The sequence below is a fragment of the Halarcobacter anaerophilus genome (assembly GCF_006459125.1).
Lineage (GTDB): Bacteria > Campylobacterota > Campylobacteria > Campylobacterales > Arcobacteraceae > Halarcobacter > Halarcobacter anaerophilus.
The window spans coordinates 1,113,369-1,134,510 of record NZ_CP041070.1; the positions used below are offsets into that span (position 1 = coordinate 1,113,369).

19 protein-coding genes are annotated in these 21,142 nt (G+C 30.8%); 10 read left to right on the top strand and 9 right to left on the bottom strand.

The window, feature by feature from the left end:
• The first annotated feature begins 121 nt into the window (after positions 1-121).
• Positions 122-1,237 carry a pyridoxal phosphate-dependent aminotransferase gene (locus AANAER_RS05470; RefSeq protein WP_129081825.1) on the top strand — a complete coding sequence of 372 codons (1,116 nt, stop codon included), beginning with the start codon at positions 122-124 and terminating at the stop codon, positions 1,235-1,237.
• On the opposite strand, the gene AANAER_RS05475 is transcribed toward AANAER_RS05470, so the two are convergent.
• The 7 genes from AANAER_RS05475 to pgp3 form a co-directional block, all read right to left on the bottom strand.
• Entirely contained in the window at positions 1,223-1,861 is a 639-nt protein-coding gene (locus AANAER_RS05475) for an HAD family hydrolase (protein ID WP_129081826.1), read from the bottom strand. The genes AANAER_RS05470 and AANAER_RS05475 overlap by 15 nt on opposite strands.
• A 63-nt stretch (positions 1,862-1,924) precedes the next feature.
• Complete coding sequence (locus tag AANAER_RS05480) at positions 1,925-2,332, bottom strand: ModE family transcriptional regulator (protein ID WP_129081827.1); 408 nt, start codon at positions 2,330-2,332, stop codon at positions 1,925-1,927.
• A gap of 288 nt (positions 2,333-2,620) precedes the next feature.
• A complete protein-coding gene (locus AANAER_RS05485) occupies positions 2,621-3,196 on the bottom strand; it encodes an LOG family protein (RefSeq protein WP_129081828.1) in 576 nt (191 codons plus the stop codon).
• A 114-nt stretch (positions 3,197-3,310) separates the two neighbouring features.
• Positions 3,311-5,788, bottom strand: coding sequence for an efflux RND transporter permease subunit (locus AANAER_RS05490; protein WP_129081829.1), 2,478 nt, complete (start codon positions 5,786-5,788; stop codon positions 3,311-3,313).
• Positions 5,789-5,797: 9 nt separating this feature from the next.
• Positions 5,798-6,382 (bottom strand): Tgt2/MlaC family protein, encoded by a 585-nt coding sequence (locus AANAER_RS05495; protein WP_129081830.1) that lies wholly within the window; start codon positions 6,380-6,382, stop codon positions 5,798-5,800.
• A 4-nt stretch (positions 6,383-6,386) separates the two neighbouring features.
• Positions 6,387-7,241, bottom strand: a complete 855-nt coding sequence (locus AANAER_RS05500) for an MlaA family lipoprotein (protein WP_129081831.1) — start codon at positions 7,239-7,241, stop codon at positions 6,387-6,389.
• 66 nt (positions 7,242-7,307) lie between these two features.
• Positions 7,308-8,159: a peptidoglycan metallopeptidase Pgp3 gene (gene pgp3, locus AANAER_RS05505; RefSeq protein ID WP_129081832.1), complete on the bottom strand. Its 852-nt coding sequence runs from the start codon at positions 8,157-8,159 to the stop codon at positions 7,308-7,310.
• A gap of 92 nt (positions 8,160-8,251) precedes the next feature.
• Here pgp3 and AANAER_RS05510 point away from each other — a divergent pair, with 92 nt between their 5' ends.
• Entirely contained in the window at positions 8,252-8,959 is a 708-nt protein-coding gene (locus tag AANAER_RS05510) for a YebC/PmpR family DNA-binding transcriptional regulator (RefSeq protein ID WP_044415356.1), read from the top strand.
• Between the two features lie 18 nt (positions 8,960-8,977).
• On the opposite strand, the gene AANAER_RS05515 is transcribed toward AANAER_RS05510, so the two are convergent.
• Positions 8,978-9,781: a M48 family metallopeptidase gene (locus AANAER_RS05515; protein ID WP_129081833.1), complete on the bottom strand. Its 804-nt coding sequence runs from the start codon at positions 9,779-9,781 to the stop codon at positions 8,978-8,980.
• A gap of 121 nt (positions 9,782-9,902) precedes the next feature.
• On the opposite strand from AANAER_RS05515, the gene yddG reads away from it, so the two are divergent.
• Positions 9,903-10,799 carry an aromatic amino acid exporter YddG gene (gene yddG, locus AANAER_RS05520; RefSeq protein ID WP_044415353.1) on the top strand — a complete coding sequence of 299 codons (897 nt, stop codon included), beginning with the start codon at positions 9,903-9,905 and terminating at the stop codon, positions 10,797-10,799.
• Here the strand turns inward: yddG and AANAER_RS05525 are convergent.
• A complete protein-coding gene (locus AANAER_RS05525) occupies positions 10,789-11,229 on the bottom strand; it encodes a YiiD C-terminal domain-containing protein (RefSeq protein ID WP_044415351.1) in 441 nt (146 codons plus the stop codon). The genes yddG and AANAER_RS05525 overlap by 11 nt on opposite strands.
• A gap of 330 nt (positions 11,230-11,559) precedes the next feature.
• Between AANAER_RS05525 and AANAER_RS05530 the strand changes: the two genes are divergently transcribed.
• The 7 genes from AANAER_RS05530 (at position 11,560) to AANAER_RS05560 (ending at position 21,120) form a co-directional block, all read left to right on the top strand.
• Positions 11,560-14,133, top strand: coding sequence for a bifunctional aconitate hydratase 2/2-methylisocitrate dehydratase (locus tag AANAER_RS05530; RefSeq protein WP_044415349.1), 2,574 nt, complete (start codon positions 11,560-11,562; stop codon positions 14,131-14,133).
• Positions 14,134-14,295: 162 nt separating this feature from the next.
• Positions 14,296-14,889 carry a TetR/AcrR family transcriptional regulator gene (locus AANAER_RS05535; protein WP_179951810.1) on the top strand — a complete coding sequence of 198 codons (594 nt, stop codon included), beginning with the start codon at positions 14,296-14,298 and terminating at the stop codon, positions 14,887-14,889.
• Positions 14,876-15,772, top strand: coding sequence for an NADH-quinone oxidoreductase subunit B family protein (locus AANAER_RS05540; RefSeq protein ID WP_129081834.1), 897 nt, complete (start codon positions 14,876-14,878; stop codon positions 15,770-15,772). The genes AANAER_RS05535 and AANAER_RS05540 overlap by 14 nt, the downstream gene beginning before the upstream one ends.
• Positions 15,773-15,790: 18 nt before the next feature.
• Positions 15,791-17,146 (top strand): nickel-dependent hydrogenase large subunit, encoded by a 1,356-nt coding sequence (locus AANAER_RS05545; protein WP_129081835.1) that lies wholly within the window; start codon positions 15,791-15,793, stop codon positions 17,144-17,146.
• Between the two features lie 269 nt (positions 17,147-17,415).
• Positions 17,416-18,657, top strand: coding sequence for a hydrogenase small subunit (locus AANAER_RS05550; RefSeq protein ID WP_129081836.1), 1,242 nt, complete (start codon positions 17,416-17,418; stop codon positions 18,655-18,657).
• Complete coding sequence (locus AANAER_RS05555) at positions 18,657-20,393, top strand: nickel-dependent hydrogenase large subunit (protein ID WP_129081837.1); 1,737 nt, start codon at positions 18,657-18,659, stop codon at positions 20,391-20,393. Before AANAER_RS05550 ends, AANAER_RS05555 begins: the two co-directional genes overlap by 1 nt.
• Before the next feature lies 1 nt (position 20,394).
• Positions 20,395-21,120 carry a cytochrome b/b6 domain-containing protein gene (locus tag AANAER_RS05560; RefSeq protein WP_044416804.1) on the top strand — a complete coding sequence of 242 codons (726 nt, stop codon included), beginning with the start codon at positions 20,395-20,397 and terminating at the stop codon, positions 21,118-21,120.
• Positions 21,121-21,142 lie beyond the last annotated feature (22 nt).

The window sequence follows — 21,142 nt, forward strand, 5'->3', positions numbered from 1 at the left end:
ATAGAAATTAACAAAGTATTTATTCTTCTCCTTCGCTTTTGTTAATTTCATTGCACTTCCAAATTTAAAATTTCACTTATTATTTTTTCGATATAATCTTCTCTTTTTATTAGGAATTTAAATGCGATATGAAAAGATGAGTTCTTTTATTGTAATGGATATAGTAAGAGAAGCTCTAAAATATGAAGATACTATACATTTTGAAATAGGTCAGCCTGACTTAAACCCCACACCCAAAGTGAAACAAAGACTTGCAAAAGCTTTAGATGATGATAAATTCTCTTATACTGAAAGTTTAGGTCTTTTGCAGCTAAGAGAAAAGATTGTTGAACACTATAAAAAAGAGTATAAAGTAGATATAAAGCCTTCCCAAATCTTATTAACTCCCGGAACCTCAGGCGCTTTTTTAGTAGCTTATACGCTTACTTTAAAACATAAAGGAAAACTTGGACTTAGTGATCCTTCATACCCTTGTTATAAAAATTTTGCGCATATGCTTGATATTGATCCGGTTTTTATGAATATTGATAAATCTTGTAATTATCAACTAAATATAGAACATCTTAAAAAAAATAAAATAGATGCTTTACAAATCTCTTCTCCTTCAAATCCTACAGGAAATATATATGAAGATAATAATTTAAAAGAGCTGATTGAATATTGTGATAAAAACCGTATTGCTTTTATTTCAGATGAGCTTTACCACGGTTTGGTTTATGAGAAAAAAGCAAGTACGGCTTTACAGTTTAGCAGTAATGTAATAGTAATAAACGGTTTTTCAAAATATTACTGTATGCCAGGACTTAGACTTGGTTGGATGATTGTTCCTGAAAAGTTAAGCAGGGAGGCTGAAATTATTGCACAGAATATTTTTATATCAGCTCCTACACTTTCTCAATACGCTGCTTTAGAGGCTTTTGATTATGAATATTTAGAATCAATCAAAGAGATATTTAAAAAAAGAAGAGATTATTTGTTTAAAGAGTTAAATGAGATATTTAGTGTAGATGCAAAACCTGAGGGTGCTTTTTATTTATGGGTTGACGTATCTAAATATACCAACGACAGTTTTTCTTTTGCAAAAGAACTTTTAGAAAATATTCATATAGCAACAACTCCGGGAATCGATTTTGGGAGCAATAAGACAAATAAATATTTAAGATTTGCCTATACACGAGATATTGAACATATGAAAGAGGGAATAAAAAGATTAAAAGAGTATCTACAAAGTAGATAATAACTCTTTTAAATCTTTAATATTCTCTATAAAATATTTTGCTTTTGAAAAGTCATGTGTTTTAGTAAACTCATTTTTTACAATAGCACAATCTATTTTGGCAGCAAATGCAGAGCTTAAACCTCGTTGAGAGTCTTCAACTACTATAGTATGTTCTTTTTTTGCGTTAAACTTTTTAAGACCTGCAAGATAGGGATCGGGATAAGGTTTGGCTCTTTTGTACTCTTCTACACATAAAGTGAAATCCATAAAATCTACTATTCCTCTATTTTTGTGAATTAAATCAAAATCCACCCGTCTTGAAGTTGTGATAATTGCCATTTTATATTTTTTACTAAGTTCTTTTAGAGTCTCTTTTACACCTGAAATTGTTATATCTTTTGTTTTTAAAAACTCTTGATAGTATATATCTCTTTTTTCTCTTTGTTTATCGATTATATGTTCTTCAATTCCTTGCTTTTGGGCTACTTCCCAAGCTGTTCCGCCTCTTGCCATAATTTCTTGATAAACATCTTCATACAGTTTTATATTTAATTGAGATAAAGCTTTTACATTTGCTTCAAAATACCATTTTTCAGTCTCTACTAATACTCCGTCATTATCAAAAAGAATAAAATTTTTCAAAAATTTATACCTTTAAAGTTTTTTGGAAGTATACTGAAATTAGTTAATAAAAAGATTTAATAATTAGGCGTCATCGTATTTTTCATACTCTTCATCATAAAAACAACCTAACTGGCAGTGGGTTACTTTTATATCTGAATTATTAATAGTAGAACCGACTTTTTTCAAGCTTGCACCTTTTTCTCTAGCTGCGTGCCAAGCTACTTCACATTCTACTTTTTTGTTTTGATTAAAGTTTTCAGAGAGTTTGTTATAAATATTATCATCTAAATCAGTGAATCGTAATTTCCCGAAAACACCCAATTCACAATTAGTAATTTTTATATTTAATGATTTTGTAATAGCATCCATCTCTTTAGGTTTTACACCAATTAACCTTGCAACTTTAAATGCTTTAAGACAAGATAGTTTCCCATCTTCATCTAAGTTAGTCATTAGTAAATCCATTTGAGTATCATCAAGCTTTTTCATAAAAAATCATAACCTTTTTTAATTATAGTTTTATAAATCATATGAATAAATATTCAATATTTATGAGATTCAATTATACGATTTTAAAGTTAAAATTGTGCGACAATTAAGAATATTTTCTAAACAAAATAAAAAAATGTAAAAAAAAAAGACAAAACCGGGAAAGTTTTGTCTTCTCAAGGAGAGTTATTCGCAAAAATTCCAATAAGTAGTTCGCTTCTACTTAATTGATATTAAAATTATACATACCCACTATTAACAAAGCAAAAATAAAAGGTTAATCAAGAGTTAACTTGCAGATAAAATCTCCCATTTGCTTTTTGGAGCTTGATGATTTTTTAATTTTTTATAAATATAATTGATATCATCACTTACAATAAGAGAGTCTAAATGTTCTTGCAGCAAAAATCCCTCATCTTTACAAAACTTAAGATAATCTATTAATTTATCGAAATATCCGTTGATATTGAATAAAGCACAAGGTTTGTTTGTAGTTCCTACTTGTATTGCAGTAAAAATCTCTGAAACTTCTTCTAATGTACCGAAACCTCCAGGAAGGGCAATAAACGCATCTGCTAACTCTTCCATTCTCTCTTTTCTCTCTCTAATTGTAGCAACTTTTTCAAGTTTTGTGATATTGGTATTTTCTATCTCTTGTGTTGCAAGAGTATATGTAATAACACCGTATACCTTCATATTCAAACTCATGGCTTCATTTGAAATCAAGCCCATAAGTCCTGATTTACTCCCTCCGTAAACAATTGAAACATCTTTTTTACTTAAGTAGTCTATTAAATTTATAGCTTTTTCTTTATAAATCGGATTATCTCCGAAAGATGTCCCACAATATATCGCAATATTCATTTTAAATTTTATTCCTTTTTTATAACTAAAATATTTTAATTTGATTGTATTAAAACTCTATTTGATTCTAAGCATATCATTTGGTATATAGGCTGTTTCCATATTGAAAAAACATTAAGAAAGATGTTTTTTCTTATATGGCTTAAATATAATTAAAAGTCTTGGAAGTAACAGTAAATCGGCAGCTAATACCGTAATCATAACAATAACCGTTAATAATCCAAAATATATGGTCGGTATAAGATTAGACAATACTAATATAGAAAATCCTAAAATAATTGCAACTGAGGTATAAACCATTGCATAACCTATTGTTTCATGTGATCTTCTCATTGCATTTAGATAATCGTGATCTTTTTTCAACTCGTCATGGAATCTATGAATATAGTGAATAGTGTCATCAACACCGATACCTATTGAAATTGCAGCAATAGTAATTGTCATAATATCAAGAGGAATATTTAACCATCCCATTATTCCAAAAAGTATTGAAATAGGAACAACGTTTGATATCATTCCTATAAAAGCAATTAACCATGATCTAAATAGAATCAAAAACATAAAAAATAGAATTACAACAACAAAGCCCAAAGTTTTGATTTGAGAATCAAAAAGAGATTGAAGCAAGTTATTATACAAAATCATCAAATTTGATAATCTAAATTTAATTGTAGAATCGTTTATTACGGCAGGTAACTCTTTGTTTATTCTATTTATTAATTCATCTCTTCTAAGTTTTTGATTGGAATCAATAATTCTTGTAGTGATTCTTGCTTGATTATACTCTATATTTACATAAGGAGTAAGAATCAAATCTTTATAATTTTTCGGAAGTTTTTCATACAATAAAGCTAAAGTAAAACCGTCTAAATCTTTACCTTTATTTAATGTTTTTCCTGCTTTTAAAAGAGTTGCCAATGATGAAACTTTACCGATTTCGGGAATAGATGCCAAATAGTCGTGAACTCTTGTAATAGCTTGCATCTTATCTACAGTAAACCAATATTTTTCATCATCTTCATTTTGGGCAAATTCATCTTCAAAGTCTGAAAATTCATCGCTGTTTTTAGAAGAAGGTTTTTTCTCTTTTTTTGTATCAAAAGTTAAAACTACATCCAAAGGAGTTGTTCCTCCTAATTGATTATCAATAACTTCCATCCCTTTGTATATTTCAGTAGATTTTTTAAAATAGTTGATAAAGCTGTTTTCTACAATAAGTTTTGAAGCCCCCGTCAATGAAAAGAGAACTAAAATAAAAGAAGTTAAAAATATCCATTTTCCTTTTCTTTCAACAATTATTGATAGTTTTGGCATAACTCCTAATTTGAACTCTGAGCCTTTTTTTATATCAACTCTTTTCATAGTAATTAATATAGCCGGAAATACGATAAATGCAATAATCAAAGATATTGAAATCCCCGTACTCATCATCCAACCTAAGTTTTTAACAGGTTCAATTCCGGATAAAACCAAAGAGCCGAAACCTGCAACAGTTGTGATGATTGCAAAAAATGAAGGGTTTAGTTTCGATAAAATCGTATTTATAACCAACTTATATTGAGAAGCATGTTTATAATCTTTTGTTAACTCCCTATATCTTACTATTAAGTGAAGTACTATTGAAATAGTTATAATAAGCTGCAAAGATATAAAATTTGAAGATATAACGGTTACTTCCCAGCCAAACAGACCTAAAGCTCCTGTTGTGGAAATTACGGATAAAGTACAAATTATCAAAGGTAAAATAATCCAGATTATTTGTCTGAATATAATCCATAAAACTAAAATCAAAATAATAATTAATGTTGTTCCGTAAATCAGTAAATCATTTTTTACAAAGCCGATTATATCATCGGCTATCATAGTTACCCCACCAAGAAAAAGCTGACCTCTGTTTTGATACTCTTCTATTATTTTTCTTACTTGTTGTACGCTTTTATGATCTTTTTCTCTTAATTGGTCTCTATACTCTTTAAACTCTTTACTAACAATTTTTAATTGTTTTAACTCTTCTTTAGAGGCACTTCCTTCACGTTTTTTGGCTAAAAGTGCATTTCTTTTATAAAGTATTTCAAAATATTTTTTATCATCTTTTAAATTAACCACTATTGAAGTAGTTTTAAAATCGGGACTGACAAGACTATTTTTATATAATTCAGAACTTAAAAACTCTTTTTTTACTAAAGTTTTATCAACTTCGCTATTTTCCAAAGTTCTAACCCCGTCTAAAAGTTTTGTTAACTCTTGTAGGGGTGATTCAAGTAAAGGAACAGTTAAGATTGAAGTAACATTGGTTACTCTGTCAAGTTTCTCAAATTCATTGCTTATATCTTTTATTGTTTTTAAACTTTTTTTTGATAATAAATCTTCTTCGGGTTTAAATGTAACAAGTAAAAAATCGGGAGAATGATATCTTTGATGAACTTCTCTGTAAAATTTTAGATCTTTATCATCATCTAAAAGAAGAGTTTCTGATGAAGCATCGATTTCTAATTTTGTAGCATAAAAAGCTAAAATGGAAACTCCTAAAAAGAGTGCTATAAGTATTCTTATAGGATGTTTTAAAATAATATTATCAAAAAACGATTTCATTTTGCCGTACTATTTAGTATTTGTAGGTTCGATTGATAAATTTGCCATCAAATCTTCAAAACTTTTATCTTTTAGAAAACCTGCAAATTGTTGTCTATACGTTTGGATAATGCTAACTCCAAGTAAATTTACATCATAAATTAACCAATTATCATCATTTTTTCTATAGAATTTATAATCAATACTGTATTTATCCTCTTTCCCCACAATTTGAGTTTTTAAAATTATTCTATTGTTTTTTGGCTCTTCTGTTCCTAAAATTTCAACAAACTGATCTGTATACAAATCAAGTTTGTCTAAATATGAGGTTCTAAGTTTATTTGTAAAAAGTTTTATAAATTTCTCTTTTTGTTCATCTTGCAATGTGGACCACATTCTGCCTAATGAGAGTCTTGACATTAAAGAGTAATCGAATATTGAATTCATTATAGATAAAATTTTCTCTTTTTTTTGATCTTTTTGAAGTTGGTCATTTTTTAAAATTAGTAAAACTTTATCTATTTTAGTGCTCATTTTAGGTTTTATTTCATCTTTTGTTAAAGCAAAAGAGTATGATACTAAAAGTAGTAATGTTAAAATTAATTTTTTTATCACTTTTTTATTCCTTAATCATTTTTTCTCTATTTTGAGTATATATGTCTCTAAAGAAAGGGTATAAATCTATAGCATCTTTCTTTAAGTTTTCATATTTCCCTAAATTTAAAGAGGTTCTGTTTATTATTTCAAATGTTGTTATTCCTAAAGATTTCTCAGGATTATCCGGTATTTTATATTGTAAATCATTATATCCCGTATCATTTATAGGACTTACATATAAATCAGCCACTAATCCCATAATATCTCTTATATTTGACGGTCCGTAAAAAGGTAATACAATATGGTAACCGCCTGAAAATCCATAATAACCTAAAGTTTGACCGAAGTCTTCATCATGTTTTTCTATATTTAACTTTTCTGTTGCCGGGTCCATAAAACCTAATAATCCAAAGGTTGAATTTATCAAAAATCTTTCGCTCTCTTCTAAAGCATTATAAAATTTAAATTGTAATAAATTATTAATAAATCTTATGGGGAAAGTGATATTGCTAAAAAAGTTTGAAATAGCAACTCTTCCGTCTTCGGGAATTATTTTCGCATAACCTTCTGCTACAGGGTTAAGTATATTCATATAAAAGTAATCATTAAAAGAAGTCATAACTCTGTTGTATCCTTCAAAAGGGTCTGAAATCTGCTCTTGAGCTTCAAACTCATCGTCAAAAGATTGAAAATCTTTCTCTTCTTTAATCTCTTTTATAAATTGTTCTTTACCGAAAACTTCATAAGTTTTTCTTTCAACTTTCGGTATGTATTCATATTCTAAATTAGAATTAACTTTGTAATGACTTGTTACTGTACAGCCATTAAACCCGATAATAACTAATGTTATAAAAATTACAATAAGTGAATTTTTCATGGTTAATTTCTGCCTTGCGTGTTGTGTGTAAATAGCAATATTATCTGATTTTTTTATAAAAATTACTTAATAAAGATGGTTTTTATTTAATAAAGTGATAGCCTGTAGAGGATCTACTTGAACACCGTTAATTCTAAAAGCAAAATGCAGATGCGGTCCTGTAACTCTTCCTGTACTTCCGCTTAGTCCTATAATTTCTGATTTTTTTACTCTATCTCCTACTTTAAAATTCATTTTACTTAAATGAAAATAGCAAGAGTAGATACCTTGACCGTGATCTATTACTATTGAGTTCCCTGCATAAAATCTATTTTGAGAGATAACCACGATACCGTCGTTTACTGCTTTGACTTTTGTTCCTACTGCAGCTTTAAAGTCCGTACCGCTGTGATAGGATTTAAGAGTATTGTTATAGACTCTTTTTTTCCCGAAAGAGCTTGTTATTTTTGAATTCATCGGTTTTATAAAGGCACCATTTAAATAAAGTTCAGGTGTAACGGTATTATAAATTTTCATAGCTTCTTTATACTCTTTTTCAACTCTTTTTTTATTTTTTGGGGAGAGTGAAACTTTTCCTTTTGGAACGTTTATTGTTTCACTTTTGTATTTTCCGTCAATTACATTTAAAGTAATTCCTTTAAAAATCTTTTTATTATTTTGAAAATAAGAGACAATAACCCTGTAAGCTTTTTTATCTTTATAATAAGATACTGGAATCAAAGCATAATAAGACTCTTTTTTTGAAGGGTATGGAAAAAAGTTGATATTATGTTTATCAAAAGTGAGTTTTGGATTTTGAATATTTTTTTGGTTTAAAACTATTAAAGAAGTATTAGCATTTTTTACATTTTTAGGAGTGATTTCCAGAGCATTTATAATTGCCGTAAAGCTTAATATAATTAGTAATATTTTTTTCATTTTTCAATTGTATCAAAATAACTCTTTTTGTATCTTAATTACAATCTTGGTATAATCCCCCAAAAAATTGAGAAATAAATCGGAGAATATATATGGGTAGAGCCTTTGAATATAGAAAAGCGGCAAAAATGAAAAGATGGGGAAATATGTCAAGAGTTTTCCCTAAACTTGCAAAAGCGATTGAAATTGCAGCAAAATCAGGCGGCGGTGATCCTGATATGAACCCGGCTTTAAGAACGGCAATTCTTAATGCAAAAGCACAAAATTTACCGAAATCAAATATTGAAGCGGCTATTAAAAGAGCTTCAGGAAAAGATGCAAAAAACTATTCTGATGTAAATTTTGAGGGTAAAGGACCTCATGGAGTATTGATTTTTGTTGAGTGTGCAACAGATAACAATACAAGAACCGTAGCAAATATAAAAATGCATTTTAATAAAAACGGCGGACAAGTTGTACCTACTGGTTCATTGGAATTTATGTTTGATAGAAAAGCTATTTTTGAGTTTAATAAACCTGAAATGGATTTAGATGAATTAGAATTAGAACTAATAGATGCAGGACTTGAAGAGCTTGAAGAAGAAGAGGGTGTTGTAATTGCTTTTGCAGATTATACCGACTTTGGAAATATGAACAATAAATTTGAAGAGTTAGGAATTGAATTAACAAAAGCAGAACTAAAAAGAGTTCCTAATAATCCGCAAGAATTTACAGAAGAACAGCATGATGAAATAGCTAAACTTTTAGAAAAACTTGAAGAAGACGACGATGTTCAAGCTGTATATACCAATATGGCATAAAAAGGGAACTTTCCCTTTTTAATGTATTTTCTTACCTAAAATTTCGTTATTATAAAGTTTTCCTAATCTTTTCTCTTCATTTTCAATCTCTTTTATTACTCTTTTTATATTATCTATTCTTGTTTTTGAACTTGGGTGTGTAGAGAAAAATTCATTTTGTTCTTTTTCTCCTTTACTCATATTTTCCCAGAATTTTAAGGCTTCATGAATATTATACCCCGCTTTATACATAAGATGAACTCCTATCTCATCTGCTTCATTTTCTTGAAGTCTTCCGTAAGGAAGCATTACTCCGTAAGTGGAACCCAATCCGTAAGCTATATTAAAACTGCTTAATAAATGAGAATGATTGCTACTTAAAATTATATTACCTATAAACTGGACACTTTGTGTTACTAATCCCGAACTCATTCTTTCTGCTCCGTGACGAGCTAGGGCGTGTGCAATTTCATGGGAAATAACCGTAGCTAACTGGTCATCATTTTTAGCAATATCCAAAATACCCGTATAAACTGCAACCTTACCTCCTGGAAGACAAAAGGCATTTTTACTCTTATTTTCTATTAAGTTGAATTCCCATTTATAACTTGGAATATTTGCTACTCTTGCAATATTTTTCCCTATTGTTTTTACTCTTTTTGCATCTTTTGTATTTTTTATAACTTTTGATTTTTTTAGAACTTCTTCATAAGACTGTTCTCCTAGTGCCAACTCTTGAGATTGTGAGATTATAATAAATTGATCTCTATTTGTAATTGGTGCTTTACTGTTACATCCTGAAAATAGCAATAATAAAGATAATAATAAGATTTTTTTAAACACTTTTTATGCTCCTAAAAAGTTTATGATTTCCTAAGCCTTCATTTTATCAATTTTTTAATTAGTATAAAAATCGGAAATTAAGATAAGCAGAGGTATAATTTCCAATTTTAAGGAAATATAATTGAATCAAGCACATATAAGAGGTAATATTTTAGGTTTAGCAACAATATTTTTGTGGTCAACCTTAGCTTTATTTACGGTACTCTCAGGTAATATTCCCCCTTTTGAATTACTCTCAATCTCTTTTTTTATTGCATCATTTATCGGTTTAGTTATGTTAAAAAAACAGAAAAAATCTTTTAAGGATTTATTTAAAATTCCTCTAAAAATATATTTTATCGGTATTTACGGACTTTTCGGTTATCACTTTTTTTATTTTGTAGCTATTAAAAATGCTCCCGCTGTTGAGGCAAATTTATTAAATTATCTTTGGCCTTTGTTAATTGTTGTTTTTTCTGCATTTTTACCCAATGAAAGACTTAGATGGTTCCACATTTTAGGAACCTTGTTAGCTTTATGCGGAGCTTTCTTACTTGTATCAAAAGGTTCTAGTCTGGATTTTGAAGAAGAGTTTACAAAAGGATATACTTCTGCAATCGTTGCAGCATTAATTTGGTCATCATATTCCGTAATTTCGAAAACTTTAAAACATATACCAACTTATGCGGTTGCCGGATTTTGTCTTCTTACTGCAATTCTTTCTTTAATAGCTCATTTAGCTTTGGAAGAGACTGTTATTCCCTCTTATTCTCAGCTTTTTGCTTCTATTATGCTAGGACTTGGACCTGTAGGAGGAGCATTTTATTTATGGGATTATGCGGTAAAAAACGGAGATATTAAAATTTTGGGTTCATTAGCTTATTTAGCTCCCCTTTTATCTACTTTAATATTAGTTTTTATCGGAATTTCAGATCTTACCGTTTCCGTAATCTTAGCTTGTATTTTTATAATTTTAGGTTCAATAGTAAGTTCAAAAGAGTATATAAATACAATAAAAAGATTTTTTATTAAATCTTAACGACATATACCCCTTTGTACTCAACGCACAATTTATCGTCTTGAACTATTTTTGATTCTATTTTTATTGAACCGCTTTTTTTCTCTTCTAACTTTCTTTTTAAAAGATTTAGTTGCTCTACTGTAGGAACTTTTGTTTCACAGATTAAATCTTTTGTAACAGGAGCTCTGTATGCCGTGTCGCTTTTAATAACGGCAATCATACAATTATCAAATCCCATCTCTTTGAGTTTTAAGTAACATATACTCCAAGCAGAAATAGTAACCAAAGTACTTAAACTACCTGCAAATGCAGTACTTTTATCATTTATATTAGGATTAAGAGGGGCTTTTGTTATAAGGAAATTTTCATTTAATTCTTTTACCTTCAATTGCATATATTTTGTCAAAGGAATTTCCGAATGTAATTTTTTTTCTAACTCATTAAGCATATTGTCTCTTTAGTTTATATTGTTTATTCATATTTTATATAAAAAATATAAAAATAAAATTATAATTTCAAACTATGTACATTTTAAGGTTTAATGTACAATTTTTGTACATATAAAGTTCTTTATCTCAAAAACTACATAGATATATTTTATTAAACTTAATTTATATAATTACATTATAATTTGGCTATTTTAACAGAATATTTATTTTATTACTTTTAGTAACTTTTGAGTTAATTATAAAAAATTGTGACCTTGTAAACAAAAATTGTACATTGGATGAAATAAAGATTATGATATACTTGTGTACAAATTTTATAGGAGATGTATATGAGTTTATTAGCTACTTATAAAGCACATACAGAAGAAAGAATAGAAGAGGGTGGATTGCCTCCGTTAGCTTTAACAGCTGAGCAAACAGCAGAGCTTGTTGAACTATTAAAAGCAAATCCAGTAGAAGAAACTGAATATTGTTTAGACTTATTTAAAAACAGAATCAATCCGGGTGTTGATGATGCAGCATATGTAAAAGCTGCTTTTTTGAATGATATTGTACAAGGAAATGTTACATGTTCTGTAATTTCTAAAGCAGATGCTATAGAAATTTTAGGAACTATGATGGGTGGATTTAACGTTACACCTCTAATTGAAGCATTAAAAGTTGAAGAAGTTGCTGAATTAGCTGCTACTCAATTAAAAAACACTATTTTAGTATATGATGCTTTTAATGACGTAAAAGAGTTAATGGACTCTGGAAATGCAAAAGCTAAAGAGATTATTGAGTCTTGGGCTAATGCAGAGTGGTTTACAAACAAACCTGCTTTAGAAGAAGAAATTAAATTAACTGTTTACAAAATCCCTGGTGAAACAAACACAGATGATTTATCTCCTGCAACAGTAGCATTTACTAGACCTGATATCCCGTTACACGCAACTGCAATGTTACAATCAAGAATGGAAAAACCACTTGAAACAATGGCAAAACTTAAAGAAAAAGGTAATCCTTTAGCTTACGTTGGAGATGTTGTCGGTACAGGTTCATCAAGAAAATCAGGTATTAACTCTGTTCAATGGCACATGGGTAGAGATATCCCGGGTGTTCCAAATAAAAGAACAGGCGGTGTAGTTATTGGTTCTATTATTGCTCCGATTTTCTTTAATACAGCAGAAGATTCAGGGTGTTTACCTGTTGTAGCTCCTGTTGATGAATTAGAAACAGGTGATGAAATTGTATTAAAACCTTATGCAGGTGTAATTGAAAAAAACGGAAAAGTTGTTTCTGAATTTAAACTTTCTCCAAATACTCTAACAGATGAAATGAGAGCAGGAGGAAGAATTCCTCTAATTATCGGTAAAGGACTAACTGCAAAAGCTAGAGAAGCTTTAGGTTTAGGTGCTTCTGATATGTTTATTGCTCCTGAGCAACCTGAAGATAACGGTAAAGGTTATAGTCAAGCTCAAAAAATGGTAGGTAGAGCTTGTGGAATTGAAGGTGTAAAACCTGGAATGTATGTTGAACCGATTGCAACTACTGTTGGTTCTCAAGATACAACAGGACCTATGACAAGAGATGAGATCAAAGAGCTTGCTGCATTATCATTCGGTGCAGATATGGTTATGCAATCTTTCTGTCACACAGCTGCTTATCCAAAACCTGCGGATATTAATTTAAGACACACTTTACCTGACTTTATTAACTCAAGAGGCGGTGTTACATTAAAACCTGGTGACGGTGTTATTCACTCATGGTTAAACAGACTTTGTTTACCTGATACAGTAGGAACAGGTGGAGATTCACATACAAGATTTCCTATAGGTATCTCATTCCCTGCAGGATCTGGACTTATCGCATTTGCAGCCGTTACAGGTATGATGCCTTTAACAATGCCTGAATCAGTGCTTGTTAAATTTAAAGGTGAAATGCAACCTGGAATTACTTTAAGAGACCTTGTAAATGCAATTCCTTATTATGCAATCAAACAAGGATTGTTAACAGTTCCTAAGAAAAACAAAAAAAATATCTTTGCAGGTAAAATTATTGAGATTCAAGGATTACCTGATCTTAAAGTTGAGCAAGCATTTGAATTATCTGATGCATCGGCAGAAAGATCTGCGGCAGCTTGTTCTGTTCAATTAGATAAAGAACCGATTATTGAATATTTAAGTTCAAATATTGCATTAATCGAAAAAATGATTGAAGAGGGTTATGAAGATAAAAGAACTCTTCAAAGAAGAGCTGACAAAATGAAAGAGTGGTTGGCAAATCCTGAATTAATTCAACCTGATGCCGATGCAGAGTATGCAGCAGTTATTGAAATTGATTTAAATGATGTTAAAGAGCCTATTTTAGCTTGTCCAAACGATCCTGATGATGTTGCTACTTTATCTGAAATTTTAGCAGATGATTCAAGACCAAAAAATATCGATGAAGTATTCGTTGGTTCTTGTATGACAAATATCGGTCTATTTAGAGCTTTAGGTGAAGTTCTTAAAGGTGAAGGTGTAGCACCTGCTAAATTATGGGTTGCTCCTCCAACAAAAATGGATGAAGCACAATTAACTGAAGAGGGATATTATTCAATTTTTGCAGCAGCAGGTGCAAGAATAGAAATTCCTGGATGTTCTTTATGTATGGGTAACCAAGCTCAAGTAAACGAAGGTGCTGTTGTATTTAGTACAAGTACAAGAAACTTTGATAACAGACTTGGTAAAAACTCAAAAGTATACTTAGGTTCAGCAGAAGTTGCAGCAGTTGCGGCACTTCTTGGAAGACTTCCAAGTGTTGAAGAGTATATGAAAATTGTACCTCAAAAAATTACTGAGAAAAACAGAGACGGAGTTTATAAATATCTTAACTTTAACAAAGTTACTCCAGAGCAACTAACTAATTTAGTTCATTCTTAAAAAACAGGATATAAAGAGGGTTTCCCCTCTTTATATTTCTTCTAAATCTTTACTTTTACGTAACAATTAACTATAATAATTAATTTATCTTATGAATTTTCATTCATGCTTAATAGTTTTAATAATATAATTAAAAATAAAACTTAACATTAAGGATAGATTTTGTCAACAAAAGAGGAAAAAAAGAACAACATAATTGAAAACTCTTTAAAGCTGTTTTCAAAAAACGGTTTTTATAATACAACGATTCCTGATATAGCAAAATCAATGAAGATGAGTGTCGGTAATATGTATAATTACTTTAAGTCAAAAGAGGAGTTAGCAAAATATGCTATTAAATACTCGACAAATATTTTGGCAAAAGAGTTAAAAACTATAAATCAGATGAATATCTCTTCAAAAGAAAAAATATATCTATTTACAGAAAAATATTTAGAAAATGTAAAAAAATCTCCGGAAGTTATTGAATATTTTTTAAGAGTATATCTTTCAAACAGAGAAGTCTTTGCAAAAGGATGTGAAGGTTTTTTATGTGTTAGCGAATTTGTTACCGAAGTAATGATTTTACTTGATGAAGGTGCATCAAATAAAGAGTTTAGACAACAAGATTTTTTTCCTGCATTTGCAGTAATAATGGGTGCTCTTGGAGGATTTGCTTTTCTTTCGGGAGAAAAAGTTTTAGAAAAAGATATTATGGAATATTCAGATGAAGTTGCAGAAAATATCTATAGAGCACTTAAGTATGAAGAAGGATAAAAAACCAAAAGTCTTGTGGCTTCAAGCCATAACTTGCAATGGGAATACGCACTCTTTTTTAAGTGCAAATAATAATAGAATGAGACTATTTTTAAATAGTTTCGATTTGATTTATCATCCCTCATTAACTACAGATATTACAATTAAAGAGATTATTGAAAAAAAAATTAACTTTGATTTTTTATTAGTTGAAGGGGCAATTTCCTCAAACAAAGAATTTTTCTCTATTTCAGGATATTCTCCCTATGAAATGCTTAATATTTTAGTTAAAAGAACAAAATATCTTATAGCCGTAGGCTCTTGCGCTTCTTACGGAGGTTTACATGCAAAGTTTGAACAAAATAGCGATATACAAGGTATAGGAGACTCTTTAAGTGCCGAAAATCTTTATATCTTAAAACATCCAGTTGTAAATCTTACTGGGTGTCCTGCCCATCCCGAATGGATAATCCAAACTCTTTTTTCCCTTAAAGATTACGGAAAAATGGCTTTAGATGAAAAAGGAAGACCAAAAGAGTTATATTATGGATTGGCTCATCACGGCTGTACGAGAAATGAATATTTTGAATGGAAAGTTGAAGTTAAACATTTTGGCTTAAAAGAGGGATGTCTTTTTTACGAACAAGGCTGTAGAGGACCAATGACTCATTCAAATTGTAATAAAATATTATGGAATGACGTAAGTACTAAAACAAGAGCAGGAATGCCTTGTATAGGATGTACGGAATTTGATTTTCCAAGAGAAAATATGCTAGAAACCAAAAAAAATATAGGTATTCCAAATGAAGTTCCTTTAGAAGTAAGTAAAAGAGCATACTTGTCTCTAACTGGTGTTGCAAAAACATTTAAAATAGGAAGACTTAATAAAAAACTTATAGATTAAGTTTTAAAAAGAGAAAACATGAGAACAGTTGATATAGTTGAAAGAATAGAGGGTGAAGCCAAATTAGTTTGCACTTGGGATGATAAGATTATCACAAATGCACAAATAGAGTTTTTAAATTTTAGAGGTTTTGAATATATTTTGGAAAAAAAAGCTCCCCTTGATGCTTTGATTTACACCCCTAGAATTTGCGGAATCTGTGGACAGGCACATCTAAAAGCAACTGTTGAAGTTCTGGAAAATATTTATAAAAATCTTAATTACGAAATAGAATTGACAAATAAAGCAAAACTTTTAAGAGAAATAGGTTTGAATATCGAGATTATAGATTCTCATATTAAATGGTTTTATATGTTTATAATGCCCGATATTACTGCTTTGTCTTCAAAAGATTTTAGTTCTTATAAACCTTTAAAAGGTGAGAAATGGCTTAAATCTTCATTTATTACCAGTGAAATTATAAAATCATTAGCAATAATAGGAGGTCAGTGGCCTCATACTTCTTATATGGTTCCAGGCGGGGTAGTTAGTGATCCGACTCTGTTAGATTTAACTACTATGAAAAATTATTTAGATAGTGCAATAAACTTTTTTGAAGATGATTTTGCAGGTGTGTGTATTGACGATTATCTTAGTTTTTCAAAAGCCGAAGATCTTGATAAAATAGGCAAAGATTTAAAAGATTTTATTGATTTGTGTTTTGAGCACGGTTTTGACAAAATAGGTAAAAGTTATAACAGACATTTAGTTCTTTCAAGCACCGAACTTTTTAAAGTAGGGAAAAGTAATAAAAGAGTTATAAACAGAGTTGATTTAGAAAGAATTGAAGAGAGCTGTGAATATACTTTTAATATTGATAAAAACAAACAGTCTAAAGAAGCATATACATGGGCTAAAAATGTAAGATATGCCGATAACTTTTTTGAAACGGGACCTTTATCCAGAGCAGTTATTTCAAAAAGAGCTTTTATCTCAAAACTTCATGAAAAGTTTGAAGATTCTGTTTTAACTAGAGTAATGGCAAGAATGGACGAGTTTGTTCATCTATTGTATATAACAAAAAATCTAATCTCAAAAATCGATATAAGCGAAGAATCTTTTGTAAAACCTAAAATTTCGTTAAATGAAATAAAAAATGCAGAAGCCAAATCAGTTGTAGAAGCAAGCAGGGGTTCTTTATTCCACGATATATCAATAAAAGACGGGAAAATCAGTAAATACAATGTTATTACTCCTACAGTTTGGAATTTGGGTCCTGGAAATAAAAGTGAACCTTCAGTTGCACAAAAAGCAATTATAGGATTGGATTCAATCGAAAAAGCTGAAATTACTTTAAGAAGTTTTGATATCTGTTCTGTTTGTACTACACACTAATATATGTTTCTTTAAGTAACAAATAAAAAATAAATTTTTTCTTAAAATATAATACTATAAGATTATATTTAAATAGGATAAATTTACTCAACTTTCTGTATAGCAGATAAAATAACCCTTTCAATAAAAAAACAATATAAACTTAAAATTATATTAAGATCAGTGCTTTTTCATTAGTTTTATTTATTAAGTTTAGCTTAAGTGCCTAATAGATAATTTTCTATTATTAATAAATGAATGTTCATTTAAATAAGACAAAGGAGATATGCATGGCTGATTCGCATGACATGGTAAAAAAAGTTTTTACCACAAATTCTGCAAGAGTCGAAACAAATAAGGGTGATGCTTATTATGACTCGCTTTTTGAAAAAGCGAAGTTGAGATTAAAAGCATTAAAAAAACAACGACCTCTTAAAGATATCGATATGATGGATATTGTTGAGAGTGAAGGGGTAAATAGAAGGGATTTTATGAAATGGGCAAGTGCAACAACAGCTACATTGATGCTGCCGCCTATGTTTACTCCGTTGGTTGCCGAAGCTACTGAACTTATGAACAGAGTTCCGGTTGTTTGGATAGAGTTGCAAGATTGTGCAGGAAATTCAGAAGCACTTCTTAGAAGTTCTGCTCCTACAGTTGATGATTTGATTTTTGACGTATTAAGTTTGGAGTTCCATGAAACTATTATGGCAGCATCTGGACATCAGGCAGATGCACAACTAGAAGATGCTATTGAGCATTTTAAAGGTAAATATCTACTTTTTGTTGAAGGTGCAATTCCAACAGCAATGAATGGTCAATACGGAACAATAGGTGCAAGCGGTGAAACTTTTCAAGAACACTTAGAAAGACTCTCTAAAGATGCTGCTGCCGTTGTTGCAGTAGGTACCTGTGCTACCTTTGGAGGTATTCCTGCGGCTGCTCCAAATCCAACGGGTGCTGTTGGTGTTATGAATATTGTTAAAGGTAAACCTGTAATCAATATTCCTGCCTGTCCTGCGAATCCTGCTAATATGGTCGGTGTTGTTCTTCATTATGTATTAACAGGGCAAATTCCCGAATTAGACTCTCTTCTTAGACCTAAATTTGCATTTGGTTACAGAATTCATGACAATTGTGAGAGAAGGGCTCACTTTGATGCGGGTGAATTTGTTGAAGAGTGGGGAGATCATGGAGCGCAAAACAATTTCTGTTTATATAAAGTAGGGTGTAAAGGTCCTATGACTTTTAATAACTGTTCTATTATAAGATATAACGAAGGTGCAAACTGGCCTGTAGGTGTGGGTAGAGGATGTATCGGGTGTTCGGAACCTGATTTTTGGGATAAATATGCGTATGAAAGACCAATGGCTGATGCAAATATTAAAGCTCCTACAGGAGGAGTTGAAAAAACAGTTGATCAATTCGGTCTGGGTTTATTAACTGCAACAACTATCGGTATAGGTGTACATGCCGTTACAAGTGCAATGGTCGGTAAAAAAACAGTTCATACTAAAGATGGAGAAGAGTAATGAGTAAACATGTAGTAATAGATCCGATAACAAGGATAGAAGGACACTTAAGAATTGAAGCAGTTATTGATGAAAATAATGTGATAAAAGAGGCTTTTAGTTCTTCTACAATGTTCAGAGGGATTGAAGAGATTCTAAAAGGCAGAGATCCTAGAGACTGCGGTCTTTTGGCTATGAGAATCTGTGGCGTTTGTACAGGTACTCATTATCAAAGAAGTATAGAAGCCGTTGAACATGCTTTTGGTGTAACAATTCCAAAAAATGCAAGACTTGTAAGAAATTTAATGCAAGGTGCTTTATATTTGCATGATCATATTGTTCACTTTTATCATCTTCATGCACTTGATTGGGTTGATATTACAAAAGCTTTGGAAGCAGATCCTAAAAAAGCAGTCGAAGAAGCACAAAAATGGGCTAAAATAGCAGGAACCAGAGCTTGGAATGCAAGTGAAGACAACTATAAAGAGGTTCAAGACAGAGTAACAAAATATGTAAAACAAGGAAGACTTGGTGTATTTGGAAATGCTTACTGGGGAAGCAAAGCTTATAAACTAACTCCTGAGCAGAATTTAATAGGTCTTTCTCACTATTTAGATGCACTTGACTTACAAAGAAGAATTGCAAAAGCTCAAGCAATTTTCGGAGGTAAAAACCCCCATCCACAATCAATAGTAGTAGGTGGAGTAACTTGTGTTCAAGATATTAAAAATCCTGCAAGAATTGCAGAGTTTAAAGATATTATCCAATTAGCACAGAAATTTACTAAACAAGCATACCTTCCTGATGTATATATGGCTGGAACAATGTATGCGGATGAAGCTTTAGCAGGTGTTGGAGGCGGTTTAGGAAACTTTATGTGTTACGGTGATTTTAATCTTGATGATACACCGTTTTACGAAGCAAAAAAACTTTTCCCAAGTGGAATCGTATTAAACAAAGATTTATCAAAAGTTTATGATTTAGATCAATCAAAAATTACAGAAGACGTAACACACTCTTGGTATGAAGGAAATGATAATCTTCACCCCTTTGATGGGAAAACAAATCCTAACTATACAGGTTTTAAAGAGAAAAAAGAGGGTATTGCATATTTAGATACGGATAAAAAATACTCTTGGATAAAATCTCCGCTTTATGACGATCAAAGAATGGAAGTAGGTCCACTTGCAAGAATGATAGTCGGAGTTGCCAGAGGAGATGAAAGAATTACAAAATATGTAACTACCTTTTTGAAAAACGGAAATCTTCCTACAAAAGTTTTATTCTCAACAGTAGGAAGAACGGCAGGTCGTGCTATTGAAAGTGAAATGATGGCAGATGTGATAATTCAATGGTGTGACGAATTAGCCGCAAACGTGGCAGCAGGTGATTTATCTACTTGGACAGAGTTTGATTTTGACAAAGTATCAAAAGATGCTCAAGGTTACGGAATGGCAGAAGCTCCAAGAGGTAGTTTGGGGCACTGGGTTAAAATAAAAGACGGAAAAGTCGTAAATTATCAAGCAGTTGTTCCTTCAACTTGGAATGCGGCACCAAAAGATTATAAAAATAGAATGGGAGCTTATGAAGCTTCATTGGTAGGAACAAAAGTGGTTGACCCTGATCAACCTTTGGAAATTATTAGAACAGTGCATAGTTTTGACCCTTGTATTGCTTGTGCAGTTCATATTGTAGATACAAAAGGTAAAGAACTTGCGGTATATAAAGTAGATCCATTAGGAGGATGCCGTGCCTAAAATGAAGCGGGTTGAAAGAATGACTCCAATCATGCGAACCATTCACTGGTCGAATGCCGTTTGCATGCTTGTGGCAGTTATAACCGGGCTATATATAGGTCATCCGTATTATCAAACTTTTATAGCTGATCCTGCAGTTGATAAATATGTGATGGCATGGAACAGATGGGGGCATTTAATTGCCGCAATCGTATTTGACGTAACTGCTATTTTAATCGGTTACTTATATCTATTTTCAAGATTTGAAAAACCATATAAAAAGATACTTCCTACAAAGAAAAACTTTATAGAGTTTTGTGAAGTATTTTTTAACTTAATAACGTTTAACAGAAGAAAAAAGTTTAACAGTGAATACAGTGATAGTTACAATATTATGTTTTTCACGCTATTTCATATTCTTTTAGTATTTATGTTATTAACAGGTCTTCAAATGTATGTACACGGTTTAGCGTCAGGAGAGAGTTCTATAGGAGCATGGTGGCCTTGGATATTGCATTTGTCTACTGATTGGACTTTAAGCGTATTCGGTGGAAACATGGGCGTTAGAATTGCTCATCATACAGCAATGTATATATTGATTATGTGGGTTATGTGTCATATTTATTATCAAATCTGGAGAACAATCTTTTGGAAAGAGGGTGATATAAATATTGTATTCGGCGGTTATAAATTTGCTAATAAAAATTCAATTGAGGCAAAAAATAATTTAGAAACCCAAGGAAAATAGCAAAAGTGTTTCTTATGGTAAT